22 protein-coding genes are annotated in these 24,507 nt (G+C 63.9%); 6 read left to right on the forward strand and 16 right to left on the reverse strand.

Going from position 1 to position 24,507, the window contains the following annotated elements; genetic code table 11:
- Window positions 1-21 precede the first annotated feature (21 nt).
- The gene (locus N430_RS04235) at window positions 22-4,740 is read right to left on the reverse strand and encodes a DUF6543 domain-containing protein (protein WP_110633193.1); all 4,719 of its coding nucleotides are present in this window, start codon (window positions 4,738-4,740) and stop codon (window positions 22-24) included.
- A gap of 178 nt (window positions 4,741-4,918) precedes the next feature.
- Between N430_RS04235 and N430_RS04240 the strand changes: the two genes are divergently transcribed.
- Both N430_RS04240 and N430_RS04245 read left to right on the forward strand, forming a co-directional pair.
- Window positions 4,919-5,338, forward strand: a complete 420-nt coding sequence (locus N430_RS04240; protein WP_110633197.1) for a phasin family protein — start codon at window positions 4,919-4,921, stop codon at window positions 5,336-5,338.
- Between the two features lie 10 nt (window positions 5,339-5,348).
- A complete protein-coding gene (locus N430_RS04245) occupies window positions 5,349-6,110 on the forward strand; it encodes a phasin family protein (RefSeq protein WP_110633200.1) in 762 nt (253 codons plus the stop codon).
- Window positions 6,111-6,233: 123 nt separating this feature from the next.
- Here N430_RS04245 and N430_RS04250 read toward each other — a convergent pair whose 3' ends face one another.
- From N430_RS04250 to gshB, 15 genes are all read right to left on the reverse strand, one after another.
- Window positions 6,234-6,848 carry a TetR/AcrR family transcriptional regulator gene (locus N430_RS04250; RefSeq protein ID WP_110633204.1) on the reverse strand — a complete coding sequence of 205 codons (615 nt, stop codon included), beginning with the start codon at window positions 6,846-6,848 and terminating at the stop codon, window positions 6,234-6,236.
- A 13-nt stretch (window positions 6,849-6,861) separates the two neighbouring features.
- On the reverse strand, window positions 6,862-8,544 hold the full coding sequence (phaC, locus tag N430_RS04255) for a class II poly(R)-hydroxyalkanoic acid synthase (protein ID WP_110633208.1): 1,683 nt from the start codon (window positions 8,542-8,544) through the stop codon (window positions 6,862-6,864).
- Window positions 8,545-8,612: 68 nt separating this feature from the next.
- Complete coding sequence (gene phaZ, locus N430_RS04260) at window positions 8,613-9,464, reverse strand: poly(3-hydroxyalkanoate) depolymerase (protein WP_060509739.1); 852 nt, start codon at window positions 9,462-9,464, stop codon at window positions 8,613-8,615.
- 63 nt (window positions 9,465-9,527) lie between these two features.
- On the reverse strand, window positions 9,528-11,207 hold the full coding sequence (phaC, locus tag N430_RS04265) for a class II poly(R)-hydroxyalkanoic acid synthase (RefSeq protein ID WP_110633212.1): 1,680 nt from the start codon (window positions 11,205-11,207) through the stop codon (window positions 9,528-9,530).
- A gap of 353 nt (window positions 11,208-11,560) precedes the next feature.
- Window positions 11,561-11,938: a gamma-butyrobetaine hydroxylase-like domain-containing protein gene (locus N430_RS04270; RefSeq protein ID WP_103445993.1), complete on the reverse strand. Its 378-nt coding sequence runs from the start codon at window positions 11,936-11,938 to the stop codon at window positions 11,561-11,563.
- Between the two features lie 144 nt (window positions 11,939-12,082).
- The gene (gene hslU, locus N430_RS04275; RefSeq protein ID WP_110633215.1) at window positions 12,083-13,426 is read right to left on the reverse strand and encodes an ATP-dependent protease ATPase subunit HslU; all 1,344 of its coding nucleotides are present in this window, start codon (window positions 13,424-13,426) and stop codon (window positions 12,083-12,085) included.
- Window positions 13,427-13,502: 76 nt separating this feature from the next.
- A complete protein-coding gene (gene hslV / locus N430_RS04280; protein WP_027920652.1) occupies window positions 13,503-14,033 on the reverse strand; it encodes an ATP-dependent protease subunit HslV in 531 nt (176 codons plus the stop codon).
- A 245-nt stretch (window positions 14,034-14,278) separates the two neighbouring features.
- A complete protein-coding gene (locus N430_RS04285) occupies window positions 14,279-15,550 on the reverse strand; it encodes a dihydroorotase (protein ID WP_110633218.1) in 1,272 nt (423 codons plus the stop codon).
- Window positions 15,547-16,551: an aspartate carbamoyltransferase catalytic subunit gene (locus N430_RS04290; protein WP_110633220.1), complete on the reverse strand. Its 1,005-nt coding sequence runs from the start codon at window positions 16,549-16,551 to the stop codon at window positions 15,547-15,549. The genes N430_RS04285 and N430_RS04290 overlap by 4 nt, the downstream gene beginning before the upstream one ends.
- A 13-nt stretch (window positions 16,552-16,564) precedes the next feature.
- Complete coding sequence (gene pyrR, locus N430_RS04295) at window positions 16,565-17,083, reverse strand: bifunctional pyr operon transcriptional regulator/uracil phosphoribosyltransferase PyrR (RefSeq protein ID WP_110633222.1); 519 nt, start codon at window positions 17,081-17,083, stop codon at window positions 16,565-16,567.
- Window positions 17,084-17,144: 61 nt separating this feature from the next.
- Window positions 17,145-17,570: a Holliday junction resolvase RuvX gene (gene ruvX, locus N430_RS04300; RefSeq protein ID WP_103445989.1), complete on the reverse strand. Its 426-nt coding sequence runs from the start codon at window positions 17,568-17,570 to the stop codon at window positions 17,145-17,147.
- Window positions 17,570-18,139, reverse strand: coding sequence for a YqgE/AlgH family protein (locus N430_RS04305; RefSeq protein ID WP_110633224.1), 570 nt, complete (start codon window positions 18,137-18,139; stop codon window positions 17,570-17,572). Before N430_RS04305 ends, ruvX begins: the two co-directional genes overlap by 1 nt.
- A 141-nt stretch (window positions 18,140-18,280) precedes the next feature.
- Window positions 18,281-18,823, reverse strand: coding sequence for a hypothetical protein (locus tag N430_RS04310; protein ID WP_110633227.1), 543 nt, complete (start codon window positions 18,821-18,823; stop codon window positions 18,281-18,283).
- 92 nt (window positions 18,824-18,915) lie between these two features.
- Window positions 18,916-19,821, reverse strand: a complete 906-nt coding sequence (locus tag N430_RS04315) for an energy transducer TonB (RefSeq protein ID WP_110633230.1) — start codon at window positions 19,819-19,821, stop codon at window positions 18,916-18,918.
- Between the two features lie 91 nt (window positions 19,822-19,912).
- Complete coding sequence (gene gshB, locus N430_RS04320; RefSeq protein ID WP_110633233.1) at window positions 19,913-20,866, reverse strand: glutathione synthase; 954 nt, start codon at window positions 20,864-20,866, stop codon at window positions 19,913-19,915.
- Window positions 20,867-21,061: 195 nt separating this feature from the next.
- Between gshB and N430_RS04325 the strand changes: the two genes are divergently transcribed.
- From N430_RS04325 to N430_RS04340, 4 genes are read left to right on the forward strand one after another with little or no spacing between them, the layout of a single operon-like run.
- Window positions 21,062-21,463, forward strand: a complete 402-nt coding sequence (locus N430_RS04325) for a PleD family two-component system response regulator (protein ID WP_060509720.1) — start codon at window positions 21,062-21,064, stop codon at window positions 21,461-21,463.
- A gap of 46 nt (window positions 21,464-21,509) precedes the next feature.
- Entirely contained in the window at window positions 21,510-21,875 is a 366-nt protein-coding gene (gene pilH, locus N430_RS04330; RefSeq protein ID WP_060509717.1) for a twitching motility response regulator PilH, read from the forward strand.
- On the forward strand, window positions 21,872-22,426 hold the full coding sequence (locus N430_RS04335; RefSeq protein WP_110633237.1) for a chemotaxis protein CheW: 555 nt from the start codon (window positions 21,872-21,874) through the stop codon (window positions 22,424-22,426). The genes pilH and N430_RS04335 overlap by 4 nt, the downstream gene beginning before the upstream one ends.
- 47 nt (window positions 22,427-22,473) lie before the next feature.
- Window positions 22,474-24,498, forward strand: a complete 2,025-nt coding sequence (locus N430_RS04340; protein WP_256592081.1) for a methyl-accepting chemotaxis protein — start codon at window positions 22,474-22,476, stop codon at window positions 24,496-24,498.
- Window positions 24,499-24,507: the final 9 nt, after the last annotated feature.

A 24,507-nucleotide genomic window follows, 5' to 3' on the forward strand; every position in this document is an offset into this window, starting at 1 on the left:
CAGCCCGGGCGATACCGTGAGTCAGGCGGTGGGGAACGGAATCAGGTCTTTGACCTGCTCATAAGTCAGATCGCCGCGGTAGACCTTGAGTCGCTCATGCGGGCTGAGGGCGTCCTCCAGCTGGGCGTCGCGCATCTTCGCCGTCGCGAACTTCAGATGCCCCTTGGCAAAGTCCCTTGGCGCCGCGTCCTGGCGCGTGTAGTGAAAGTGAGCCTCCCAGAGGATGGCGTTGCTGTTCGATTCCGTCCGGTACAGGGTATAGACGTCGAGGAAGTCCCGTTGGCCCAGGGGGCGGCGGGTGACGGTAGGCCTGATCTCGACCAGGTTGTGTTGCAGCAGAAAGCGCAGCGCCTTGCTGTCGGGGTGGCGAGTGGCGAGGTAGATGGCCTTCAGCCGATTGTGCTTTTCCTTTTGCACGCGCTCGATGGCGGCGTTCAAGTTGTCGAGCAACGTCGGGCTGGATTGACGTTCGAGCTGGCGGGTCACGGCCGTCATTCTTTCGATGTGATGGTCGAGCACTTCCGTAAGGCTGTTCGGTTCGTCGTCGAACAGCCTGGCTCGGGCAATTTCGTCATCCGTTTCGGCCACCAGGCGGGTGCCCAGGCTGCGCAACGCTTTCTGACTGGCACGCGGCTGCGGCTGCAGCTCGACCCAGGTGTTGCCTTGCGCCTCGTATTCGGCAACCGGCTGCATGGCGACAGGGTCGTACTGAACGGCTTTACCGTCGCGCAGTGTCTCATCCACCAACAGGGCCTTGTGGCGGGCCGTGCGGATCACCCGCAGCCGTGCGCGGCGCGTGTTCTGTGGCCTGGCCGGGGGCGCTGGCCTGGCCACCGGCCAGTTGGGGTGTTGTTCGGCATCCAGGCGGGCGTTGGCGTGGTCCAATGCACGCTCGGCCATGTGCCTGAGCGTCGTCGTCTCCCTGATGTAGGCCTGCAGGTGTTCCATGTGCCAAGCCGGGTCCGCCAGCGTCAGCAGGTATCTCGCTGTGCCCAGTCCTGTTTTGTATTGTTGCAGGCTGCTCTCCAGGACGGCGATCTGGTCTTGCACAGAAGGGTCCGCACGCAACAGACCATCATGGCTGAGCATGGCCTGGTGCATGTCCTTGTTCCGCAGGTTCAGCTGTTCCTGATACATCCTGTCGACGTTCTCGGCATTCAGTTGCATGCGATCAAGGGTCAGCGCCTGCAGGTCGGAGATGATCTGGGCATGCACGACCAGCGTGGAGTAAGGGCGCGTATCGATAATCTCCCTGAGGTGACTGTGTTTTTGTGGATAGACAATCCGAGGGTCATCCAGGGCTTCGGTGATCACCTCGTCCAGCCGTTGGCTGACGCCAAGCAGGCGTTTATGAATGGCCAGGGCGCACTCTCGGGTCTGGCGATAAGCGGCATAGGCGTCGCGCTGGGCGGGCGTGGCCGGTAACCGCGTAATCGCCAAGGCCTGCCGGTCGATGCTCTCGTAACTGACTTGCGACAGCAGGCGGGTGTACAGCTGGGCATCGTTCTGGATCAGTGTTTCGTACCAGGGACCGACCTCTGCCTGGTAGTCGATGCTGCCAAAACGCCGCATGGCTGGCGTCTTCAGGAAGTTGAGCAGCTCGATGTTGGACTGCAGCAGGACCGCCCGTTGTTCGTAGAGCTTGCTGATGGCCCGTACGGTACTGGCATGAGTTGCCCTGAGCCTGTCGCGCTCCACGCGCATGTCAGCCATGCGTGGCGTTTCGACGAGTATTTCCTGGTTCTGCTGGCTGCGCTGTTCCGTGAGCACCTGCGAGTAGGCTTTTTCATGCTCGTCCAGCGGGGCCAAGGTTGCCAGGTTGCTGTTGATCATTGCATCGACTTCCTTGAGCGGCGCTTGATTCGCCAGCAGCCGGTTGACCAGCCTGCGCTGCTCGATCTTGTCGGGAGTCTTTACCGGCGCCCCGCCCGGCAGGTTCAGGCTGATCGACCATTCGCCGTTCCAGCGGCTCACCCAGGGCCCCATGGCGCGCTCGCGCCCGACAATGTGGTAACCATCGTCGGAACCGCCCTGGGCGACCCACTCGCCTTTGCTCAGGTCAGGGCCGATGATGCGCATGCCGCTCCAGCTTTCCTGAACCTCGAAGGCGGCATCGGCGAGCTTCACATAGAGCCGCCCGTCAACCCGGTAGAGGCCGTGCAGGCGCCCGGTTTCCAGCCGCGCCTGCTCCGGCAGCGACTGCCTGGCCTGAAGCCTGGCCAAGGCTTGGCGCTGCTCGGAGGACAACTTGTCCAGGCGTTGGCCATCGCCCCAGCGACTGCCACTGAGCAGGACCGACTGTTGCTCCAGCACAGCTTCGTGCCAGTTCCGTTCTTGCACGGGGCTGGCCACTTCGACCCGGTTCGAGCCGCGTTCGGCCGGCTCGGCGAAGTGCAGCAGCGGAGCGCGCTCAGGCTGGGGCACGGCCTCGGCGCCATGCGGCACGACCAGCATGGCGAGGTTGGTCAGCAGGTCAGTGGCGGCCATGATTCGCGCATCGTCGCTGCCTTCGGCGAGGGTCCGCAGGTCGTCCGCGGAGGCCGAAAGCGCCACGATCAGCCAGGTGATACCGGCCAGGGGGCCGCGCCACAGGAGTGTGGCGCCATTGAAGATGGCCCAGGCTACCTGCCTGACCAGTTCGCCCTTGATCTGGGCATTGGATACGCTCCTGCGTGCGGCGAAATGCAGCATGGCCTCCACCCTGGCATCCAGCAGGTGGCCATCCAGGTCGCTGGACCAGGGGGAGAACGCCACCTCGACCGGGTGCCTGGTCTTTTCCAGGGCCAGTTCGGTCACTACCGAGCCGAAGTTCAGCGAGGCTTCCAGTTCATCCAGGCCGACATGCAAGTGGGGTATGCGCAAGCCACCCTTTTCGTAGATCGGGCGGGCGTCGTCGTCCAGTGCATCGAGGACGCTCTTCTGCACTTCGGCATGGCTGCGTACATGCTCCAGCATCAGCTCGCGGCTGGTGAACGCCAGCAGCGGGTCACCGTCGTGGAGCGGGCGGTAAAGCACCCAGCTGTCAGGCAACTGGATCAGGAACATGCCATGCACCCGGTCGCTGGTTGTCACGCCCGGCTGCCGACGCAGCGTCAGCGGGGCAATGGCCTGCTGTTCGTCGCCAGCGCCATTGCAAAAAACCAGCAGCGCCGCGCTCTGGGCTTCGCTCAGCTGCTGGTCAATACGCGCCTTGAGCGTGTCGAAACGCAAGCGCTGTCGCCATTCCCTGGCGAACTGGGCGATACGTTCGTGCTTTCGCGGTTGGGCATTGACCAGGCTGCGCAGATAGGCGGGATAGGTGCCGGCGATGTCGACCGAACGGATCAAGGCCTCGACATGGCGGATCGTCAACCAGCCAGTGTGACTCTGGCCTTGGCGTTCGCTGATGCGTGCCATCACCTCGCCGGGCCCAAGGCGAGCAATGGCCAGCGCGGTCAGGCTCTCGTCGCGCAGGTATTGGGCTTGCGGTTGCGCGGGCAAGGAGCTGGCGAGGACCTGGTCGATACTGATGAACACATGGTCGGGGTCACAGGGGGATTCACCCGGGTGATCAAGCCGCATCTGTTCGCACAGGCGACGACGGGCGTAGCGTTGAATGTCGTCGATGTCACCGAGCGACGTACGGCCACGCGATTGCCCCTGGCTGGCGGCCAGGTCGAGCAGGGCGCCCTGGTACGCGAAGCGCTGCTGTGGGCCGGCCTTCTCCAGCCAGCCTGGCAGCGCGATTGCTGGCAGGTCCGGTACCTGCAGAGGTTGCTCGAGGAAGTGGCCTGAGGGATCGCAGGCTGCGGCGAAGTGCTTTTCAAGGGCATCGATGGAACCCAGGCCAGTAACGCGCAGGCGCCTGAGGTCGTCCAGCATGCCATTGAGCAGTTGCATGGCCTGGAAGTCTGCCGACGCCCCACTCAGCGGCCGCTGCGCCCAGGACAGGCTGTCGTAGCGGTAGCGATCCGCCAGTTCTTCCTGCAAGGCAGTAGCGAAGCCTGCCCGATCGATGTATCGGCGAATCACGCCAGAGGGTTTGCACCAGAGCACTCGCTGGTCTGAACCGTTGCCCGAGCTCAGCAGCAGGTCTGGCAACAACCGGGACCAGCCCTTGCCGTCGATGCTCAAGGTGATCTGAATGACGTTCACCGCCACGTTCTGGCCAGCATCTTCGAGCATGGCGTAAAGCAAAGCCTGGTCCTCGGCATCCAGCCCCTGGCGAGGGATATTGTTCAGCAGGGCGGCCTTGATGAGGTTCGCCAGCCACTGCGCCCGCGAAGTGTCGGAATGTTCGTCGAAACCGTTCCAGAAACTGATCTGGGCTTGCGCGAAGGCGTTTGGCAGCTTGCCCAGGACCTTTTCCAGGTCCGCGTCCAGTTTGGCCATGTCCAGGCAGATCCGGGGCTGCCGGGTGCTGTCGATACCTTGCGGCTGTGGAAGGAAGACGGCTGGCGCGGCGAGGGTCAGTGCGTCGCTCGTCGTCAGCTGCAGGGGAGTACCGGCCAGGTAGTGCCGCAGCAATTCGTCCAGCAACGACACTGGGCGGGTATCGTCCGGTGAGGACGCCCTGCGCATGACCGCGAATCCGTCGAGCGAAGACAGCTGTGGATAATTCTCCGGGATCATCGGATAGCGGTCGATCAGGGCCTTGAACGCTTCGTCTGCCAGGACCTCGCGCAGACCCGGGCGCTTGCGGAAGCAGGCCGCCACCGCTTGCTTGAAGGTGATTGTCGATGATGGGCTGGATGCGTGCATGGACGGGGCTCCGGTCGAATGAAGCCCAAGACCCTAGCGGGTTGCCCCCTGCTGATGAGGTACATGAATGTAGCGCCGCGACCTTAGGGTGCGGTTTCTAATTTTTCTCCCTACCTTGTGCACAAGCCCAACCTCCATGGGCGGTTTTTCCTCCACTCATGAACATGAGGTACACAGCATGGCCAAAGTGATTGCGAAGAAAAAGGAAGAAGCCCTGGGCACGCTTGGCGAGGTGCGTGGTTACGCCCGCAAGATCTGGCTGGCCGGTATCGGCGCCTATGCCCGTGTAGGCCAGGAAGGCTCCGACTACTTCAAGGAACTGGTCAAGGCCGGTGAAGGCGTCGAGAAACGTGGCAAGAAACGCATCGACAAAGAGCTCGATGCTGCCAACCACCAGCTCGACGAGGCCGGTGAAGAAGTCAGCCGCGTACGCGGCAAAGTCGAAGTCCAACTCGACAAGATCGAAAAAGCTTTCGACGCACGGGTAGGCCGCGCCTTGAATCGCCTTGGCATTCCGTCTAAACATGACGTTGAGGCGTTGTCCATCAAGCTTGAACAGCTGCATGAGCTGCTCGAGCGCGTCGCGCACAAACCATAAGGAGAGCAGGATGGCTGGCAAGAAGAATACCGACAAAGAAGGCAGCTCCTGGATCGGCGGGATCGAGAAGTACTCCCGCAAGATCTGGCTGGCGGGGCTGGGTATCTATTCGAAAGTCGACCAGGACGGCCCGAAGCTGTTCGACTCGCTGGTGAAGGATGGCGAGAAAGCCGAGAAGCAAGCGAAGAAGACTGCCGAAGATGTGGCTGAAACCGCCAAGTCCTCGACAACTTCGCGCGTGTCTGGCGTGAAGGACCGCGCACTGGGCAAGTGGAGCGAACTCGAAGAGGCCTTCGACAAGCGCCTGAACAGCGCCATTTCGCGTCTGGGTGTACCGAGCCGCAACGAGATCAAGGCCCTGCACCAGCAGGTCGACAGCCTGACCAAGCAGATCGAGAAACTGACCGGCGCATCGGTCACCCCGATCTCCTCGCGCTCAGCAGCGGCCAAGCCGGCAGCAAGCAAGGCAGCGGCCAAGCCATTGGCCAAGCCGGCGGCAAAAAACGCGGCAGCCAAACCAGCAGCGGCGAAACCGGCTGCCAAGACTGCAGCGGCCAAGCCCGCGGCGAAACCGGCTGCCAAGCCTGTTGCAGCCAAGCCTGCCGCAGCGAAGAAGCCGGCAGTGAAGAAGGCCCCGGCCAAACCGGCCGCCGCCAAGCCGGCAGCACCAGCGGCCAGCACCGCTCCGGCCGCTACCGCCGCCCCGGCGCCTACTGCGGCCCCAGCGAGCAACCCGCCTTCGGCTCCGGCCAGCACCGGCTCTCTGCTCTGATAGCGGTGTAATGCCCTTCGCGGGGCAAGCCCGCTCCCACAGGTCGATCACATACCTGAAGCATGTGGTAATCCTGTGGGAGCGGGCTTGTCCCGCGAAGGGCGCGGCACCGAGCTGTCAGGTCTATCCCTCGAGGTACCGCACCGCCAACTCCTCGGCCGCCGCCCGTGCCTGCACATCCAGATGCGGCGCCACCAGCATCATCACCTGATACACCACGATCCCCACATCCCCCTCGCGCCCCAGCACTCGCTGATAATCCAGCGAGAACATCAAGGTCAGGGTTATCTGCTCCACCAGTTGCCCCAATGCCTGCGTCTCACTGACCACTTGCCCCTGGCCCTTGAGGCTGGCCAGCAGTGCCGCCAGCGTGCGCTTGAGCGCATTGATCAGGCTGCGCATGCCCCGCGCCAGCTTGGGCAGGCGCCCGGTCAGGTTGGACAGGTCCTGGAACAGAAAGCGGTACTGGGCCATGCGCTCGACGATCAGGTGCAGGAACAGCCAGTAGTCCTCGGCCTCCAGGCGCACCTCCAGTGGTGGGTCGAGCAGCGGCATCAACGCTTCCTCGAAGCGGTCGAACAGCCCGTGGATCAAGGGCTCCTTGCCGTGGAAGTGGTAGTACAGGTTGCCCGGGCTGATGCCCAGTTCGTTGGCGATCTCCAGGGTCGAGACATTCGGCTCGCCCTGCGTGTTGAACAGCTGCAGGGCGCATTCGAGGATACGGTCGCGGGTCTTCATCCAGTCGTGGTGCTCATCGGGTCAGGACATAGGTGCCTGGCGCAGGGCCCAGCGGTGGATAGGTGGTGTTGCCCAGTTCCGTGCGCGGCGCCTTGAGCGGGCCGGAGCGCGGTGTGATCCACTCCAGCCACAACGGCCACCAGCTGCCGTCGCGGCGCTGCGCGTCATGGAACCAGGCGCGCGGGTCGCTCGAGAGCTTGGGGTTTTCCAGGTAGTAGGCCTTGGGGTTGCCGGGTGGGTTGATGATGCTCTGGATGTGCCCGCTGTTGGCCAGGACGAACTGGCGGTCACCACCGAGCAGCAAGGCCGAGCGGTACACCGCGTCCCACGGGGTGATGTGGTCGTTGCTGCCCGCTACGGTGAAGCTGTCGAGGTCGACCTGCTTGAGATCGATCGGTGTGCCGCACACCTCCAGGCCCGCAGCGTGGGTCAGCGGGTTGACCTTGAAGAAGTCCAGCAGGTCGCCATGCAAGGCCGCTGGCAGGCGTGTGCTGTCGGCGTTCCAGTAGAGAATGTCGAAGGCCGGCGGGGTCTTGCCGAGCAGGTAGTTGTTGACCCAGTAGTTCCAGATCAGGTCGTTGGGCCGCATCCAGGCAAAGATCCGCGCCACCTCGCCACCGTCCAGCACGCCACGCTGGTACGAGCGACGCTTGGCCGCCTCGATGGTCTGCTCGTCGGCGAACAGGCTGGCCGGGCTGTCGAACTTGCTGTCGAGCAGGCTGACCAGGTAAGTGGCGCTGCGTACCCGGCGCAGCTGGTGCTTGGCCTGCAGGTGGCCCTGCAGCGCAGCCATGGTCAGGCCTCCAGCGCAGGCGCCCATCAGGTTCGGGTCGCGGCTGCCGCTGATGCTGCGGCAGGCGTTGAGTGCTTCTTCCAGGGCCTGCACATAGCTCGACAGGCCCCACTCGCGGTGGCGTGGGTCGGGGTTGCGCCAACTGACCATGAACACCTGCAGGCCGTTCTTGAGCATGTACTGGACGTAGCTGTTGGTCGGCTGCAGGTCGAAGATGTAGTACTTGTTGATTTGCGGCGGCACCACCAGCACGGGCCGGGCGTACTGCTTCTCGCTCATCGGCTTGTACTGGATCAGCTCCAGCAGATCGTTGCGGAACACCACGGCGCCGGGCGTGGATGCCAGGTTGCCGCCCACTTCGAAGGCACGCTCGTCCACCTGGCGCGGCAGGCCGTCGTTGTGGCGCAGGTCGTCGAGCAGGTGGGCGACGCCACGCACCAGGCTCTGCCCGCCGGTGTTGAACAGCTCCTTGACTGCCAGCGGGTTGAGCAGCGAGTTGCTCGGTGCCAGGGCGTCGTTGATCAGGGTGAACAGAAAGTGCGCACGGGCCCGGTCATCGTCGTTCAGGTGGCTTTCCTCGATCCACAGGCGGGTCTGTTTCTGCCAGGCCAGGTAGGCCTGCAGGCTGCGCCGGTAGAACGGGTTCTGGCTCCACGTAGGATCGTTGAAACGGGCATCACGCGCGCTCGGCTGATAAGGCGTGTCGCCGAGCATCACCCGGCCCAGCTGCCCGCCCAGCGTCAGCAGGTGGCGGGCGGTGTGCAGTGGATTGAGCAGGCTATGGCGGCCAACACTGCGCAAGGTGGAAATCAGGTCGCGGCCGCGCACACCGAGGATGGCGTTCTGCACGTTCATGCTGGTGGCGGGGAGCGTTGACGTTCCTTTGGCCGGTTTTTCTTTCATGGCAACAACTCCCTTGTCAGGCCACGGTCGTACTCATCAGTCGTGCTCGTACAACAGCAAGCAACAATTCAGCCACCAGAGGCCGGACTGGGGTGCATGACCGCGCGCTGACGTTCTTGCTGGAGAAACTTCATGATGATGGGGGCGACGGCCTCGGCCCGGGTGATCAGGAACAGATGACCGTCGTCGATAATGTGTAGCTGGGCATTGGGAATTCGCCAGGCCAGCAGACGCATGTTGATCAGCGGGATCAACGGGTCGTCGTCGCCGGCCAGCACCAGGGTCGGCTGCTGGATCTTGTGCAGCCAGTGGATGCTGGTCCAGCCAAGACCGGCAAACAGCTGCCAGTAGTAGCCTAGCTTGCCACCCGAGCGCACTTTGGCCGCGTGATGCATGGCCAGGTCCGGGTCGCGGCGAAAACCGCCGCCGTAAATCAGTGGCGCGATGCGGATGACATGCGATGGCTGCACGTAGCGCCTGGGGCTGGCCATCATCCACAGCACCTTGGGCTTGCCCGGTACCATCACTGCGCCCGCAGCGGTGGCCGCCAGCACCAGCTTCTTGCAGCGCTCGGGGTAGTCGTGGGCAAACTGCTGGGCCAGGGCGCCGCCCCAGGACACGCCGATGACATTGACCTGGCCGTAGTCCAGGTAGTCGAGCATGCGCGCCGTCAGCTTGGCCAGGCCGGGAAAGCGGTAAGGGTGGCGTGGCGTGGACGAGCCGCCCACGCCGGGGACGTCGAAGGCAATGACTTCCAGGTCCGGGTCCAGTGCCTCGATGAACGGGAACACCAGCTCCAGGTTGGCGCCGATGCCGTTGAAGATCAGCAACGGCGTCAGGTGCGGCTTGCCCGGGCGCACCGCGGTACGGATGGATTGGTCGTCCAGCTCGACGGTGCGGAAGATGTAGGGTAGCGGCATGCGCGTGGCTCTGTGGCGTGAAAATGTACCGTGGCGCGCTCCAAGCGGCCACGGCATTGCGACTCAACGCTCGTGGACGTAAGTCCCCGGTGCTGCCTCGCCGGCGGCGTAGGCACGGTTGCCCAGGCGCGTCGGTGACTTTTTCAGCTCGCCTGCGCGCTCGCCCAGCCAGGTCTGCCAGTGCAGCCACCAGGAGTCGGCATGCTTTTCGGCGTTGTCCTGCCAGGCCACCGGGTCACCCGGGCGGTCGGCGCCGGTCATGAAGCGCGCCTTGGGGTTGCCTGGCGGGTTGAGGATGCTCTGGATGTGGCCGCTGTTGGACAACACGAACTCGATCTTGCCGCCGAACAGGTGCGCCGAGCGGTAGCACGATTGCCACGGGGTAATGTGGTCGGAGGTGCCGGCGACGCTGAAGATGTCGCACTGGACTTTCTTCAGGTCGATGGCGGTGCCGCACACTTCCAGGGCATCCGGGCGGGTCAGCGGGTTGTTCTTGAACAGTTCGATCAGGTCGCCGTGGAAGGCGGCAGGCAGGCGCGTGGTGTCGTTGTTCCAGAACAGGATGTCGAACACCGGTGGCTCGTTGCCGAGCAGGTAGTTGTTGACCCAGTAGTTCCAGATCAGGTCGTTGGGGCGCATCCAGGCGAACACCTTGGCCATGTCGCTGCCTTCGAGCACCCCGGACTGGTAGGAGTGGCGCTTGGCGGCCTCCAGTGTCTGTTCGTCGACGAACAGTGCCACCTCGGTGTCCATCGTGGTGTCCAGCACGCTGACCAGCAGGGTCAGGGCATTGACCTTCTGCTCACCCAGCGCGGCGTAGTGGCCGACCAGGGCGGTGCAGGTGATGCCGCCGGAGCAGGCGCCGAGCATGTTCAGGTCTTTGCTGCCGGTGATTGCCAGCACCGCATCCACCGCTTCCTTCAAGGCGTCGATGTAGGTCGACAGGCCCCACTCGCGCTGGGCCTTGGTCGGGTTGCGCCAGCTGATGATGAAGGTCTGCTGCTGCGAACGCAGGCAGAAGCGCGCCAGGCTCTTCTCCGGGCTCAGGTCGAACACGTAGAACTTGTTGATTTGCGGCGGGACCACCAGCAGCGGGCGGGCATGCACCTGCTCGGTGATCGGGCTGTACTGGATCAGCTCCAGCACATCGTTGCGGTAGACCACCGCACCCTCGCTGGTGCCGAGGTTCTTGCCGACCTCGAACGCCTCCATGTTGACCTGGCTCGGCATGCCGCCGTTGTTGACCACGTCCTTGGCCAGGTTGGACAGGCCATCCAGCAGGCTCTTGCCGCCGGTTTCGAAGAAGCGCTTGACCGCTGCCGGGTTGGACAGGGTGTTGGTCGGCGCCATGGCTTCGGTCATCAGGTTGATGACGAACTGGCCGCGGGCGATGTCCTGGGGCGACAGGTCACTGTTGCCGATCCACTGCTGCAGCTCCTTGCGCCAGGCCAGGTAAGTCTGCAGGTAGCGGCGGTAAAGCGGGTTCTTGCTCCAGGCTGGGTCCTGGAAGCGACGGTCGTCACCTTCCGGGGCGAGGCTGGACTTGCCCAGCAGGACGTTCTTCAGCTCCAGGCCGAAGTGCGCCACATGCTTGGCACTGTGCAGCGGCTGGCGCACGGCCTGACGCAGCACGGTACGCGCAGAGCTCAGCAGGTCCTTGCGGCGGATGCCGATGACCGGGTTCAGCCCCAGGGTGTTTTCCGAGGCTTGCCGCTGCAACTCATCGTTGTTCTTGTTACTCATCTACGACGCTCCGTTGTCCTGAGACGAGTACCGGATTGCTGTGGCGCAATGCACAGCGGACAGCCCGGTACTGCTACTCGGGTGACCAGTGATAAGGAACAGCGGTGCTGCGGGCCGGATGCATTCGGCGATGAGCTGCGGGGGATTCTGCGTGTGAAGACAGCCTGCTTTCGCTCGCGACCTCTACATACCGGCCAGTGCCTGATTGCCTTCAAGGCGATGCAGGGAACTTGCCAGCTCCATTGGTTACCCGACTTTCATGTAATGCGCAAGACAACCCGTTTAAGAGTTGTCTGTAAGGCATTCAAACAGATGAGATTAGAAAATGCGCTCTAAAGCCTGGAAGGCTTGAGCTAGAGCATGAGTTTGACCACCGATTCCGCCGGGTCGCGGGACTTGCCGGCCTTGTGCAACTCGTCGAGGTACTCGGCCCACAGCTGCTCCTGGCGCAGGCACAGCTGCTCGAGGTATTCCCAGGTGAACAGGCCGCTGTCATGGCCGTCGTCGAAGGTCAGTTTCAGTGCATATTGGCCGGCAGGTTCCAGGCCGATGAGGCCGACGTTGATCTTGCCGAATTGCAGGATGGGGTTGCCGTGGCCCTGGACCTCGGCGGAGGGGGAGTGCACCCGCAGGAATTCGGCGGGGAGCTGGTAGACCTCGCCGGGGGCGTAGGTGAGGCTGAGGGTCTTGGAGGCTTTGTGCAGGTTGATGGCGGTGGGCAGGCGGGCCATGGCGGGAATCCCTTGTGAGCTGATGAAGCAAGCTTCCAGCTTCCCGTGCAGGGATTCAAGGGCCTCTTCGCGGGCACGCCCGCTCCTACAGGGGATCGCGGTCCCTGTGGGAGCGGGCGTGCCCGCGAAGAAGGTGACGCAGTCTTACAGGATGTAGCGCGACAGGTCTTCGTTCTGCGCCAGCTCACCGAGGTGGCCGTTCACATACGCGGCATCGATGATGATCGGTGCTTCGTCGTGGGTGCTGGCGAGGTCACCGGCACTGAACGACACCTCTTCGAGCAGGCGCTCGAGCAGGGTGTGCAGGCGGCGGGCACCGATGTTCTCGGTCTTCTCGTTCACCTGATAGGCGATTTCGGCCAGGCGCTTGATGCCGTCGGCGGCGAACTCGATGTTCAGGCCTTCGGTCTTGAGCAGTGCACTGTACTGTTCGGTCAGCGAGGCATGTGGCTCTTTCAGGATGCGCTCGAAATCTTCCGGGGTCAGTGCCTTCAGTTCGACACGGATCGGCAGACGGCCCTGCAGCTCTGGCACCAGGTCGCTTGGCTTGCTCAGGTGGAATGCACCGGACGCGATGAACAGGATGTGGTCGGTCTTGACCATGCCCAGCTTGGTGTTGACGGTGCAGCCTTCGATCAGCGGCAGCAGGTCGCGCTGCACGCCTTCACGGGATACATCGGCACCGCCGACATTGCCACGCTTGGCCACTTTGTCGATTTCGTCGATGAACACGATGCCGTGCTGCTCGACCGCTTCCAGGGCCTTGGCCTTGAGTTCTTCCTCGTTGACCAGGCGGCTGGCTTCTTCGTCGCGCACCATTTTCAGCGCGTCCTTGACCTTCAGCTTGCGGGCCTTGCGCTTGCCCTTGCCCATGTTGGCGAACAGGCTCTGCAGTTGGTTGGTCATTTCTTCCATGCCGGGTGGCGCGGCGATTTCGACGCCCATGTTCTCGGCCACTTCGATCTCGATTTCCTTGTCGTCCAGCTGGCCTTCGCGCAGGCGCTTGCGGAACAGCTGGCGGGTGTTGGAATCGCTGCTGGTCTGCGCGGCTTCTTCGCTGAAGCTGCTGACCCGCGCCTGCGGCAGCAGGGCATCGAGGATGCGGTCTTCGGCGGCGTCTTCGGCGCGGTGGCGCACGCGGACGATCTCTTGCTCGCGCAGCATTTTTAGCGCGGCATCGGCCAAGTCACGGATGATCGATTCAACATCGCGGCCGACATAGCCGACTTCGGTGAACTTGGTGGCTTCGACCTTGAGGAACGGCGCATTGGCCAGCTTGGCCAGGCGGCGGGCGATTTCGGTCTTGCCGACGCCGGTAGGGCCGATCATCAGGATGTTCTTCGGCGTTACCTCGGCACGCAGCTCGGCAGGGAGCTGCATCCGCCGCCAGCGGTTGCGCAGGGCAATGGCGACGGCGCGCTTGGCGTCGTCCTGGCCAATGATGTGGCGGTTGAGTTCGTGGACGATCTCGCGGGGGGTCATGGACATGATCTATACGGTCCTGAAGCAGAATGTGTCAGCGTGGAAAAGCCCCACCGCCGGGATGGGGCGCCAGAACAGCTGATCACTCGGCCAGGTCCTGCTCCTCGATGGTCAGGTTGTGGTTGGTGAACACGCAGATGTCGCCGGCGATGTTCAGGGCGGCCTCGGTGATTTCCCGGGCCGACAGGTCGGTCTTGTTGAGCAGGGCGCGGGCCGCGGCCTGGGCGTAACCGCCACCGGAACCCATGGCGATCAAGCCGTCTTCCGGCTCGACCACGTCACCGTTGCCGGTGATGATCAGCGATGCGTCCTTGTTGGCCACGGCCAGCATGGCTTCCAGGCGGCTCAGGGAGCGGTCGGTACGCCATTCCTTGGCCAACTCGACGGCGGCACGCACCAGGTGGCCGGAGTGTTTCTGCAGCTGGGCTTCGAAGCGCTCGAACAGGGTGAAGGCATCGGCGGTGGCACCGGCGAAACCGGCGATCACTTCGCCGTTGTACAGGCGACGGACCTTTTTGGCGTTGCCTTTCATCACGGTGTTGCCGAGGGATACCTGGCCGTCGCCGCCCATGACGACTTTGCCGTTACGGCGGACAGAAACGATGGTGGTCAAGGGGAGAGTCTCCACGCAGCGGGGCAAAATTGCCTGATGCAGACTCATATGGGGGTGGGGGGAAGGATTTCAACCGCGGGGGATGAATGGTCGCCGCAGGCTCAAGGTTGAGCGCGACCAATGTGGGAGCGGCCTTGTGTCGCGAAAGGGTCGCAAAGCGGCCCCGGCAATCTATGCATGATGCAGAGATCCTGGGGCCGCTACGCAGCCCTTTCGCGACGCAAGGCCGCTCCCACAGGGGTTACTCAGGCCTCGTGGCAGACGTGCCCATCGACCAAGGTATAACGCACCGCAGCCGGCAGGCAGTGGCCGATGAACGGGCAGTTTTCACCACGCGACAGCCATTGCTCACCGGCAATCGTCGAGGCCTTGGCGTCGAACAGCACCAGGTCGGCGGCGCCGCCGACTTTCAGCTCACCGGCCGGCAGGCGCATGGCCTTGGCCGGGCCGCTGCTCAGACGGGCGAGCAGGGTCGGCAGGTCGAGCAGGCCGTCCTCGACCAGGGTCATGGCCAGCGGCAGCAGCAGTTCGACGCTGCTGATACCCGGTTCGGTGGCACCGAACGGGGCCAGCTTGGCATCGCGCTCGTGGGGCTGGTGGTGGCTGGAAATTGCCTGGATCACCCCCGACTTCACCGCCGCGCGCAGGCCATCACGGTCGGCGACGGTGCGCAGTGGCGGCTGTACGTGGTACAGGCTGGAGAACTCACGCAGCGACTCGTCGGTGAGGATCAGCTGGTACAGCGCCACGTCGGCGGTCACCGGCAGGCCCAGCTGCTGGGCCTGCTCGATCAGCCGGGCGCCACGGGCGCTGGTGATCTGGGTGAAGTGCGCACGCACGCCGGTCTGTTCCACCAGCAGCAGGTTGCGCGCCAGGGCCACGGTCTCGGCGGTCTCGGGGATGCCGGGCAGGCCGAGGAAGCTGGCCATGGCGCCTTCGTGGGCCAGGCCACCCTGGGCCAGGTCGCGATCCTGGGAGTGGAACACCACGGTCAGGTCGAAGGTGGCGGCGTACTCCAGGGCACGGGCCAGGGTACGGTTGTTGGGGATTTCCTTCAGGCCGTTGCCGAAGGCCACGCAACCGGTGTCGCGCAGGGCAACCAGTTCGGCCAGCTGCTCGCCCTCCAGGCCCTTGGTCAGGGCGCCGATCGGGTAGACCTTGCTGTTGGCCGCTTCGCGGGCGCGGTCGAGGATCAGCTCGGCCACTGCCGAGGTATCCAGCACCGGCTTGGTCTGCGGTGGGCAACACAGGCTGGTGACACCACCGGCCACGGCGGCGCGGGTTTCACTGGCGATGGAGCCCTTGCGGCTGTAGCCCGGCTCGCGCAGCGAGACGCCGAGGTCGACCAGGCCGGGTGCGGCGATCAGGCCGTCAGCTGCGATCGTGCGGCTGGCGCTGAAACCGGCCGGTGCAGCGCCGATGGCGGCAATGCGCCCACCGTCCAGATGCAGGTCGGTGACCTGGTCCAGGCCGCTGACAGGGTCGATGACCCGGGCGCCAAGAATGCTGATGGTCACTGGGCGTTCTCCTGGTCGAATTGACGTTGCGCGTTCTGCCCGCTCATGGCCATGGACAGCACGGCCATGCGCACGGCGATGCCGTAGGTGACCTGGTTGAGAATCACCGAGTGTTTGCCGTCGGCCACCGCTGACTCGATCTCTACGCCGCGGTTGATCGGGCCCGGGTGCATGACGATGGCGTCGGGCTTGGCACCGGCCAGGCGCGCGGTGGTCAGGCCGAACAGGCGGTAGAACTCGCCTTCGCTGGGCAGCAGGCCACCGGCCATGCGTTCACGCTGCAGGCGCAGCATGATCACCACGTCGACGTCCTTGAGGCCTTCGGCGAGGTCGGTGTAGACCTTCACGCCGTACTGCTCGATACCGATCGGGATCAGGGTTTTCGGGCCGACCACGCGGATGTCCGGGCAGCCCAGTGCCTTCAGCGCGAGCATGTCGGAGCGGGCCACGCGCGAGTGCAGGATGTCGCCGACGATTGCCACCGAGAGGTTCTCGAAGCTGCCTTTGTGGCGGCGGATGGTCAGCATGTCGAGCATGCCCTGGGTCGGGTGTGCGTGGCGGCCATCACCGCCGTTGATCACGGCGACGTCCGGGCACACGTGCTCGGCGATGAAATGCGCGGCGCCGGAATCGGAGTGGCGCACGACGAACATGTCGGCAGCCATGGCTTCGAGGTTGCGCAGGGTGTCGAACAAGGTCTCGCCCTTGCTGGTCGAGGAGGTCGACACGTTCAGGCTGATCACGTCGGCCGACAGGCGCTGGGCGGCCAGCTCGAAGGTGGTGCGGGTGCGGGTCGAGTTCTCGAAGAACACGTTGCACACGGTCTTGCCGCGCAGCAACGGGACTTTCTTCACGGCCCGGGCGCCGACTTCGAGGAACGAGTCGGCGGTGTCGAGGATCTCGGTGAGCAGTTCGCGGGGCAAACCGTCGAGCGAGAGGAAGTGGCGCAGCTGGCCCTGATCATTGAGCTGCAGCGGGCGCTTGGCGTCGATTGGCGTCATCGCGAGGGGACTCTTAAAGGGCGGAAGCGGTGGCGAGGTCCTGGCGCTCGAGGGCGAGCGGTGCGGGTCCGGTCAATTTTACCCGTTCATGGGCCGCCAGCGACAGGGTAGCGCCGAGCACATTGGGGCGGATCGGCAGTTCGCCGGCATCCAGGTCGAGCAGGCAGACCAAGGTGACACTGGCCGGACGGCCATAATCGAACAGTTCGTTGAGTGCGGCACGGATGGTGCGACCGCTCATCAGCACGTCGTCGATCAGCACCAGGTGCTGGCCTTCGACCTCGAACGGCAGCTCCGACGGACGCACCTGCGGGTGCAGGCCGTTCTGGCTGAAATCATCGCGATAGAACGACACGTCCAGGGTACCGAGCGGGCTCTGGTCGGCCATTTCCGCCTGCAGGGCCTGGGCAACCCAGACGCCGCCGGTACGAATGCCGATGAAGCGCGGCTCGGTGATGTTGCGGCGGGCCAGATGGGCGCGAAGGTCGACAGCCATCTGCCGGATCAGGTCGGCGGGATTGGGTAGGCTCATTGCGTATCTCCTGGGGGCGCCGGGTGGCGTTGTGATAGCCCCGACGTAAACGCGGGAAAAATCAGGTATTGGCCTCCAGCCAGCCTTGCAGCAGCAGGGCGGCGGCGATGGCGTCAACCGGGTTGTCACGGTAGCTCCCGCGCTGGCCGCCACGGGCCAGGCGCTCGCCTTTGGCCTCGAAGGTGGTCAGGCGTTCGTCGTGGGTGTGCACCGGCAGGTTGAAGCGGCCATTGAGGCGGCGGGCGAACTTTTCTGCGCGCTCGCTCATTTCGCTTGGTGTGCCGTCCATATTTAGCGGCAGGCCGACGACGATCGCGTCGGGCTTCCATTCAGCGATGAGCTTTTCCACCTGGGCCCAGTCAGGCACGCCGTTTTGCGCCTTCAGGGTGCACAGTTCGCGGGCTTGGCCGGTCACCACCTGGCCGACGGCCACGCCGATCTGTTTGGTGCCGTAGTCGAAGCCCAGCAGTAAACGCAGTTCGCTCATCAGGCGTGCCCCGCCTGGCTGGTCAGCAGGCTGAGGTTGATCCCCAGGCTGGCGGCGGCGGCGTCCAGGCGCAGGTCGCTGGCCAGGCCGAAGATGATCTCTGGGTCGAACGGGCAGTTGAGCCAGGCGTTGTCGGCCAGTTCGGCTTCGAGTTGGCCCGCTTCCCAGCCGGCATAGCCGAGCGTGATGAGGCTTTGTTTCGGCCCCACCCCGGTGGCGATGGCCAGCAGCACGTCCTGCGAGGTGGTCAGCGACAACCCTTCCAGGGCCACGGTGGCCTGGAAGCTGCATTCACTGCTGTGCAGCACGAAACCACGGTCGGTCTGCACCGGGCCACCCTGGTAGATCGGCACCTGCAAGGTGCTGGCCGGCGGCAGTTCGTCTGGCCGCAACTGCTCGAGAATGTCGGCCAGGTTCAGCTCCTGCGGTCGGTTGACCACCAGGCCCATGGCGCCATTGGCGTTGTGCTCGACGATGTACGTGAGGGTCTGGGCGAAGTTCGGATCGGCCATGTGCGGCATGGCGATCAGGAACTGATGCTTGAGGTAGCTCGGGGTGAGGGTTTTCATGGGGGATAGTGTGGCGCCAGGTGGCGAGGCTGACAAGGTCTTGAAGCGGGGCCGGCTGCACAGCCCGGAAGTGGAGCCGATCCGCTTTCGGGCTGCGTCAGGAGGGGGGCTGGATGGCATTTGTCCAGCTAGGCGGCTTGCCTATCGAGGCACACCGATATTTGGGTCGGATGCAACCAGTTTGGTCACGTCAATTTTGAAGGTTATGCCCTTGTGATCTGTGAATTCGAACTTCGCTGTTGCATCGAGCGTGGTAATACCTGGGTGGGTCGAGGTCACGCGCTTGATGACCATCGTTCCGCTGCCCCAGCTGTCTCCGCGGATTATCGCTTGGCCGCTGACGATCCTTCCCAGGCCGAAAAGGGCTGAATAGCTGCCGCTGGCGAAGGTATCGGTAATATCGAACTCACCCGTATTAGGCGCTTGATCATGAATGAAGACGATGGCCTCCACTTCTATTTCGGGTTTGAATTCATCGCCTGGATAGAAAAAGAACGCGAGATAGGTTTTGCCATCGAGGTGGCATTGGCCAACAGAACTGCGGCGAACTGCGTCATCGATAGTCAGCTCGATGGTCATGTCGATGGGATTGCGAAGCACTGGCGCGGGTAACGTCACTTGCCGGTTAGCTTGCTCTTGTCGCTCGACCTGCCAAGTTCTGTCATTGCTTTTCAGGTGTTTCATGGCGCTCTTCCAAATCAGGAATGGAAGCGCAATTAGAGGGCGTTCGCGATGTGGGCGAAACTGGCAGAAATAACAGGTCGATGTCCGCCGACTCAGTTACTGGATAAGCGGTCACCACGGGCAAATCGCCAGGTGCGGATGATCTCCAACCGGTCGAACTCGGCCAGGTCCCCGGTAAACGGCGCAAACGGTGCTGCCAGGCGTACGATGCGCTGGGCCGCCTGGTCCAGCACCGGCTGCCCGGACGACTCCAGCACCAGCACCTCGTACAGCGAGCCATCGCGGTTGATCGACACCATCATCCGCAAGTTGCCGTAGATCTGCTGCCGGCGTGCCTCGTCGGGGTAGTTCAGGTTACCCACCCGCTCGACCTTCTTGCGCCACTCTTCCTTGTACCAGGCGCCCTTGTCGCGCATGGTCGACGCCGCATTAAGGCGGTGAATCTTAGGGCGTTTGGCGTACATCTGCTGTTCGTTGGACAGTTCCGCCTCAAGGCTGGCGATCTGGCTCGACAGTTGCGAACTGTCGAAGTCCGGGGTTGCAGCTGCCGGCTTGGGCTGCGGCTTGCTTTCCTTGGGTTTGGGCTCGACCTTCTGCGCTTTTGGCGCCTTGGTTGCCACGGCGGATTTCTCCGGCACAGGCGGTGGTATTACCTCAGGCTTGGCGGCAGGCGGCGGGGTGACCTTGTTGATCTTGGTGTCCTGGAACGGCGCCACCTCGGTGGTGGTCGGCACCGCTTTCTTTTCCAGGGTACCGCTGCCTTGCTGGTTGGCCTGGGCCTGGTAATCAGCCTTCTTCGGCGCTTTTTCGCTTTTGAAGGTGGCCAGGGTGATGTCCATGGTCTGGCGGATTTCCGCCGGTTTGACCACGGTAAAGCCGACACCAAGGATCAGCGCCAGGTGCACCAAGGCAGCCAGGAACAGGGTAAAGCCAAGCCGGTCCACCGGGCGAACGCGCGGTGGCAGCAGGTCGGAAGGGATGTCGGCAGGCAGCGTCATCAGGTATCCAGCAACCGCAGGGCGGGGCAGCAGCTCAGTCGAAAAGGACCGGCATCATACCCCACTCCGCGCATTTGCTCCGCGTCGGCGGTCAGCGCGCCTTGAGCTGGCGATCAATGGCATCCATCAGCTTGCCACCGATATCGGTGTTGTAGGCTGCGTCGATCTCGCGGATGCAGGTTGGGCTGGTGACGTTGATTTCGGTGAGGTAGTCGCCGATCACGTCGAGGCCGACGAACAGCAGGCCCTTTTCACGAAGGGTCGGGCCGACCTGGGCAGCGATCCAGCGGTCGCGTTCGGTCAATGGGCGGGCTTCTCCACGGCCGCCGGCAGCCAGGTTGCCACGGGTCTCGCCACTGGCGGGAATACGGGCCAGGCAGTAATCGACTGGCTCGCCGTCGATCATCAGGATGCGTTTGTCGCCGTCCTTGATGGCCGGCAGGTACGCCTGCGCCATGATCTGCTGGGCACCCAGGGCGGTCAGGGTCTCGAGGATCACCGACAGGTTGGGGTCGCCCACTCGGTGACGGAAGATCGACGTGCCGCCCATGCCATCCAGCGGCTTGAGAATCACGTCACCATGCTTGGCCGCGAATTCGCGGATGATGTCCGGCCGACGGCTGACCAGTGTAGGTGGCGTGCACTGCGGGAACAGCGTGGCGAACAGTTTTTCATTGCAGTCGCGCAGGCTCTGCGGGCGGTTCACCACCAGTACGCCTTCACCCTCAGCCTGCTCCAGCAGGTAGGTGCTGTAGACGAACTCCATGTCGAATGGTGGGTCCTTGCGCATCAGTATCACGTTCAGCTCGGCCAGCGGGCTGTCCTGCTCGTCGCCCAGCTCGAACCAGCGTGCAGGGTCGGCGAACACTTTCAGTGGGCGCATGCGCGCGCGGGCCTTGCCTTCGCCCTGGTACAGGTCGCGCTGCTCCATGTAGAACAGCTCCCAGCCACGGGCCTGGGCGGCCAGCAGCATGGCCAGCGAACTGTCCTTCTTGTAGGAGATGGACGCGATAGGGTCCATGACAATGCCGAGGCGAACGCTCATGGGGTGGTTCCTCTGGCGGCAGCTGGCCGCGGTCGATCGAAAGAAAAGTGGCTCAGGGTGGCGCCGTGAGCGCCGCCGGTCAAGGGGGCGGCAGATGGAACGGGCCCCCGGAGTGTGCTAAAAATGCCCTCAGCTTCAAGCTGCAAGCCATCAGTGGCTCGCAGCCCACACTGTGCAGCGATGGTAGCGCAACTTATGGAACAGCCCCTGAAGGTGATGGTGATCGACGATTCCCGCACGATCCGCCGCACCGCGCAGATGTTGCTCGGCGAAGCGGGCTGCGAGGTGATCACCGCCAGTGACGGCTTCGATGCCTTGGCCAAGATCATCGACCACCAGCCACAGATCATCTTCGTCGACGTGCTGATGCCGCGTCTGGACGGTTATCAGACCTGTGCGGTGATCAAGCACAACAGTGCCTTCAAGGATATCCCGGTGATTCTCCTGTCGTCTCGCGATGGCCTGTTCGACAAGGCCCGTGGCCGGGTGGTCGGTTCCGACCAGTTCCTGACCAAACCATTCAGCAAGGAAGAACTGCTCGACGCGATCAGGGCCCATGTGCCCGGTTTCGCCGCGCCCGAACAACCCGCACCCTGACCGCGCCGCGCCGGCGCGGCCTTCAATTTCCTGATGGGGAAACAGCATGGCCCGAGTTCTGATTGTCGACGACTCGCCGACAGAGATGTACAGATTGACCGAATGGCTGGAAAAGCACGGTCACCAGGTGCTCAAGGCCAACAACGGTGCCGACGGCGTGGCCCTGGCCCGCCAGGAAAAGCCCGATGCAGTGCTGATGGACATCGTCATGCCCGGCATGAACGGCTTCCAGGCCACCCGCCAGCTGAGCAAGGACCCGGAAACCAGCGCCATCCCCGTGGTGGTGGTGACCACCAAGGACCAGGAAACCGACCGTATCTGGGCCACGCGCCAGGGTGCCCGCGACTTCCTGACCAAGCCGGTGGAAGAGGACGCGCTGATCGCCAAGCTCAAAGAAGTGCTGGGCGCTTGACCACCCGCCCGCAAGGCGCGTCGCTGACCGCCTTCGAGCTGTTGCTGGACATCGACCGGCGCTGCCGCCTGCTGGTGGCCGACCAGCCGCTGCAGGACACCCGCCTGCAGCAATGGAGCGGTATCGGCTTTCGTATCGCCGGGCAGTGGTTCGTCGCGCCCATGGGCGAGGTCGCCGAGGTGCTGCGCGAGCCGCGCAGCAGCCGCGTGCCTGGCGTGCAACCGTGGGTGTGTGGCGTGGCCAACTTGCGGGGCCGGCTGTTGCCGGTGATGGACCTGAGCAGTTTCTTCGGCCTTGGCCCTGTTGCGCCAGGCAAGCAGCGGCGGGTGCTGGTGCTGGACCACGAAGACCTGTTCGTCGGCCTGTTGGTCGACGAGGTGCTGGGCCTTCAGCATTTCGCCCTCAGCAGCCTGGAACTGTCGCCACCGCAACCGCTGCTGCGGGCTGCTGCCCGCTTCGTGCAGGGGCACTTCCCGCGTGAACGCAACTGGGCGATCTTCAGCCCCTTCGCCCTGGCCCAGGCGCCGGGTTTTCTTGACGTGGCGCTATAGGATTTTCAAACGTGAACAAGCCGGCCACACCCGTCGCCCCCGCCAGCATGACACCACGCACGCGCAGCATCGTGCAGATCACCGTGCTGTTCGTGATCCTGATCCTGTCGATCATCCTGTTGTTCGCCAACTTCGCCTACCTCAATACCCAGGCCAATCACGACAAGCAGTACATCGGCCACGCCGGTGAGCTGCGGGTGTTGTCCCAGCGCATCGCCAAGAACGCCACCGAGGCAGCGGCGGGCAAGGCCCTGGCCTTCAAGCTGCTGTCGGATGCGCGTAACGACTTCGAGCGGCGCTGGGGCTACCTGCGTGAAGGCGACAAGTCCACCGGCCTGCCTGCGGCGCCGGCTGCGGTCCGCGATGAAATGGAGGCGGTGCGTCAGGACTGGGAAAACCTGCGCAAGAACACCGACACCATCCTGGCCAGCGAACAGACCGTGCTGTCGTTGCACCAGGTGGCGGCGACCCTCGCCGAAACCGTGCCGCAGCTGCAGGTCGAATACGAGAAGGTGGTCGAGATCCTGTTGCAGAGCGGTGCCCCGGCCAACCAGGTGGTCGTCGCCCAGCGCCAGCTGCTGCTGGCCGAGCGCATTCTCGGTTCGGTCAACACCGTGTTGGCCGGTGACGACACGGCGGCGCAGGCCGCCGATACCTTCGGCCGCGATGCCAGCCGCTTCGGCCAGGTGCTCGAGGGCATGCTGGGTGGCAACCCGGCCATCCAGGTGACCCGCGTCGAGGACGCTGACGCCCGTGCGCGCCTGGCGGAAATCGCCGAGCTGTTCCAGTTCGTGGCCGGTTCTGTCGATGAAATCCTCGAAACCTCGCCCGAGCTGTTCCGCGTGCGCGAAGCGGCCGGCAACATTTTCAGCCTGTCGCAGACCCTGCTTGATGAGGCCTCGCACCTGGCCAACGGGTTCGAGAACCTGGCCAGTGGCCGTACCCTGGATACCGTCGGGGGTTATGCGTTGGGCCTGCTGGCGCTGGCTTCGATCATCCTGATCGGCCTGGTGATGGTCCGCACCACCCACCGTCAGTTGCATGAAACCGCCGAAAAGAACGAACGTAACCAGCAGGCGATCATGCGCCTGCTCGATGAAATCGAAGAGCTGGCCGACGGCGACCTGACCGTCACCGTGTCGGTGACCGAAGACTTCACCGGCGCCATCGCCGACTCGATCAACTACTCGGTCGACCAGTTGCGCGACCTGGTGGCCACCATCAACCACAGTGCCGTGCAGGTCGCCGCTGCCGTGCAGGACACGCAGAACACCGCACGCCAGCTGGCCAAGGCTTCGGAACACCAGGCCGCGCAGATCAGCGAGGCATCGGAGGCGGTCGGCGACATGGTCGAATCGATCGACCGGGTTTCTGCCCACGCCTATGAGTCGGCCAAGGTCGCCGAGCGCTCGGTGGCGATCGCCAACAAGGGCAACGAGGTGGTGCACAACACCATCAACGGCATGGACAACATCCGCGAGCAGATCCAGGACACCGCCAAGCGGATCAAACGCCTGGGCGAGTCTTCCCAGGAAATCGGCGACATCGTCAGCCTGATCGACGATATTGCCGACCAGACCAACATCCTCGCCCTCAATGCGGCGATTCAGGCCTCGCTGGCGGGTGAGGCCGGCCGCGGCTTTGCCGTGGTCGCCGACGAGGTGCAGCGCCTGGCCGAGCGCTCGTCCTCGGCGACCCGGCAGATCGAAGCGCTGGTGCGGACCATCCAGGCGGACACCAACGAGGCAGTCATCTCCATGGAGCAGACCACCGCCGAGGTGGTGCGCGGTGCGCGCCTGGCCCAGGATGCTGGCGTGGCACTGGCCGAGATCGAAGGCGTATCGCAGAACCTCGCCGAACTTATCCACAGCATTTCTGATGCAGCTCAGTTGCAGACCTCTTCGGCTGGGCAGATTTCCCACACCATGGCGGTGATCCAGCAGATCACCGCGCAAACTTCTGCCGGCTCCGGTGCCACCGCCGACAGCATCCGCCACCTGGCGCGGATGGCCAGCGAGATGCGCCGTTCGGTCTCTGGTTTCACCCTGCCGGCGCCTGCCGAGCGAAGCTGAGGAAAGCCC

Source organism: Pseudomonas sp. CC120222-01a, from assembly GCF_003097235.1.
Lineage (GTDB): Bacteria > Pseudomonadota > Gammaproteobacteria > Pseudomonadales > Pseudomonadaceae > Aquipseudomonas.

Excerpts from the sequence above, each read along its gene's own strand:
- ruvX (WP_103445989.1), bottom strand. The coding sequence starts at position 17,570 with ATGAGCGAACTGCGTTTACTGCTGGGCTTCGACTACGGCACCAAACAG.
- N430_RS04305 (WP_110633224.1), bottom strand. The coding sequence starts at position 18,139 with ATGAAAACCCTCACCCCGAGCTACCTCAAGCATCAGTTCCTGATCGCC.
- N430_RS04310 (WP_110633227.1), bottom strand. The coding sequence starts at position 18,823 with ATGAAACACCTGAAAAGCAATGACAGAACTTGGCAGGTCGAGCGACAA.
- N430_RS04270 (WP_103445993.1), bottom strand. The coding sequence starts at position 11,938 with ATGGCCCGCCTGCCCACCGCCATCAACCTGCACAAAGCCTCCAAGACC.
- N430_RS04235 (WP_110633193.1), bottom strand. The coding sequence starts at position 4,740 with ATGCACGCATCCAGCCCATCATCGACAATCACCTTCAAGCAAGCGGTG.
- phaC (WP_110633212.1), bottom strand. The coding sequence starts at position 11,207 with ATGAGTAACAAGAACAACGATGAGTTGCAGCGGCAAGCCTCGGAAAAC.
- gshB (WP_110633233.1), bottom strand. The coding sequence starts at position 20,866 with ATGAGCGTTCGCCTCGGCATTGTCATGGACCCTATCGCGTCCATCTCC.
- N430_RS04340 (WP_256592081.1), top strand. The coding sequence starts at position 22,474 with ATGACACCACGCACGCGCAGCATCGTGCAGATCACCGTGCTGTTCGTG.
- phaC (WP_110633208.1), bottom strand. The coding sequence starts at position 8,544 with ATGAAAGAAAAACCGGCCAAAGGAACGTCAACGCTCCCCGCCACCAGC.
- pyrR (WP_110633222.1), bottom strand. The coding sequence starts at position 17,083 with ATGAGCCTACCCAATCCCGCCGACCTGATCCGGCAGATGGCTGTCGAC.
- N430_RS04315 (WP_110633230.1), bottom strand. The coding sequence starts at position 19,821 with ATGACGCTGCCTGCCGACATCCCTTCCGACCTGCTGCCACCGCGCGTT.
- N430_RS04245 (WP_110633200.1), top strand. The coding sequence starts at position 5,349 with ATGGCTGGCAAGAAGAATACCGACAAAGAAGGCAGCTCCTGGATCGGC.
- N430_RS04240 (WP_110633197.1), top strand. The coding sequence starts at position 4,919 with ATGGCCAAAGTGATTGCGAAGAAAAAGGAAGAAGCCCTGGGCACGCTT.
- pilH (WP_060509717.1), top strand. The coding sequence starts at position 21,510 with ATGGCCCGAGTTCTGATTGTCGACGACTCGCCGACAGAGATGTACAGA.
- phaZ (WP_060509739.1), bottom strand. The coding sequence starts at position 9,464 with ATGCCGCTACCCTACATCTTCCGCACCGTCGAGCTGGACGACCAATCC.
- N430_RS04250 (WP_110633204.1), bottom strand. The coding sequence starts at position 6,848 with ATGAAGACCCGCGACCGTATCCTCGAATGCGCCCTGCAGCTGTTCAAC.
- N430_RS04290 (WP_110633220.1), bottom strand. The coding sequence starts at position 16,551 with ATGACGCCAATCGACGCCAAGCGCCCGCTGCAGCTCAATGATCAGGGC.
- N430_RS04325 (WP_060509720.1), top strand. The coding sequence starts at position 21,062 with ATGGAACAGCCCCTGAAGGTGATGGTGATCGACGATTCCCGCACGATC.
- hslU (WP_110633215.1), bottom strand. The coding sequence starts at position 13,426 with ATGTCCATGACCCCCCGCGAGATCGTCCACGAACTCAACCGCCACATC.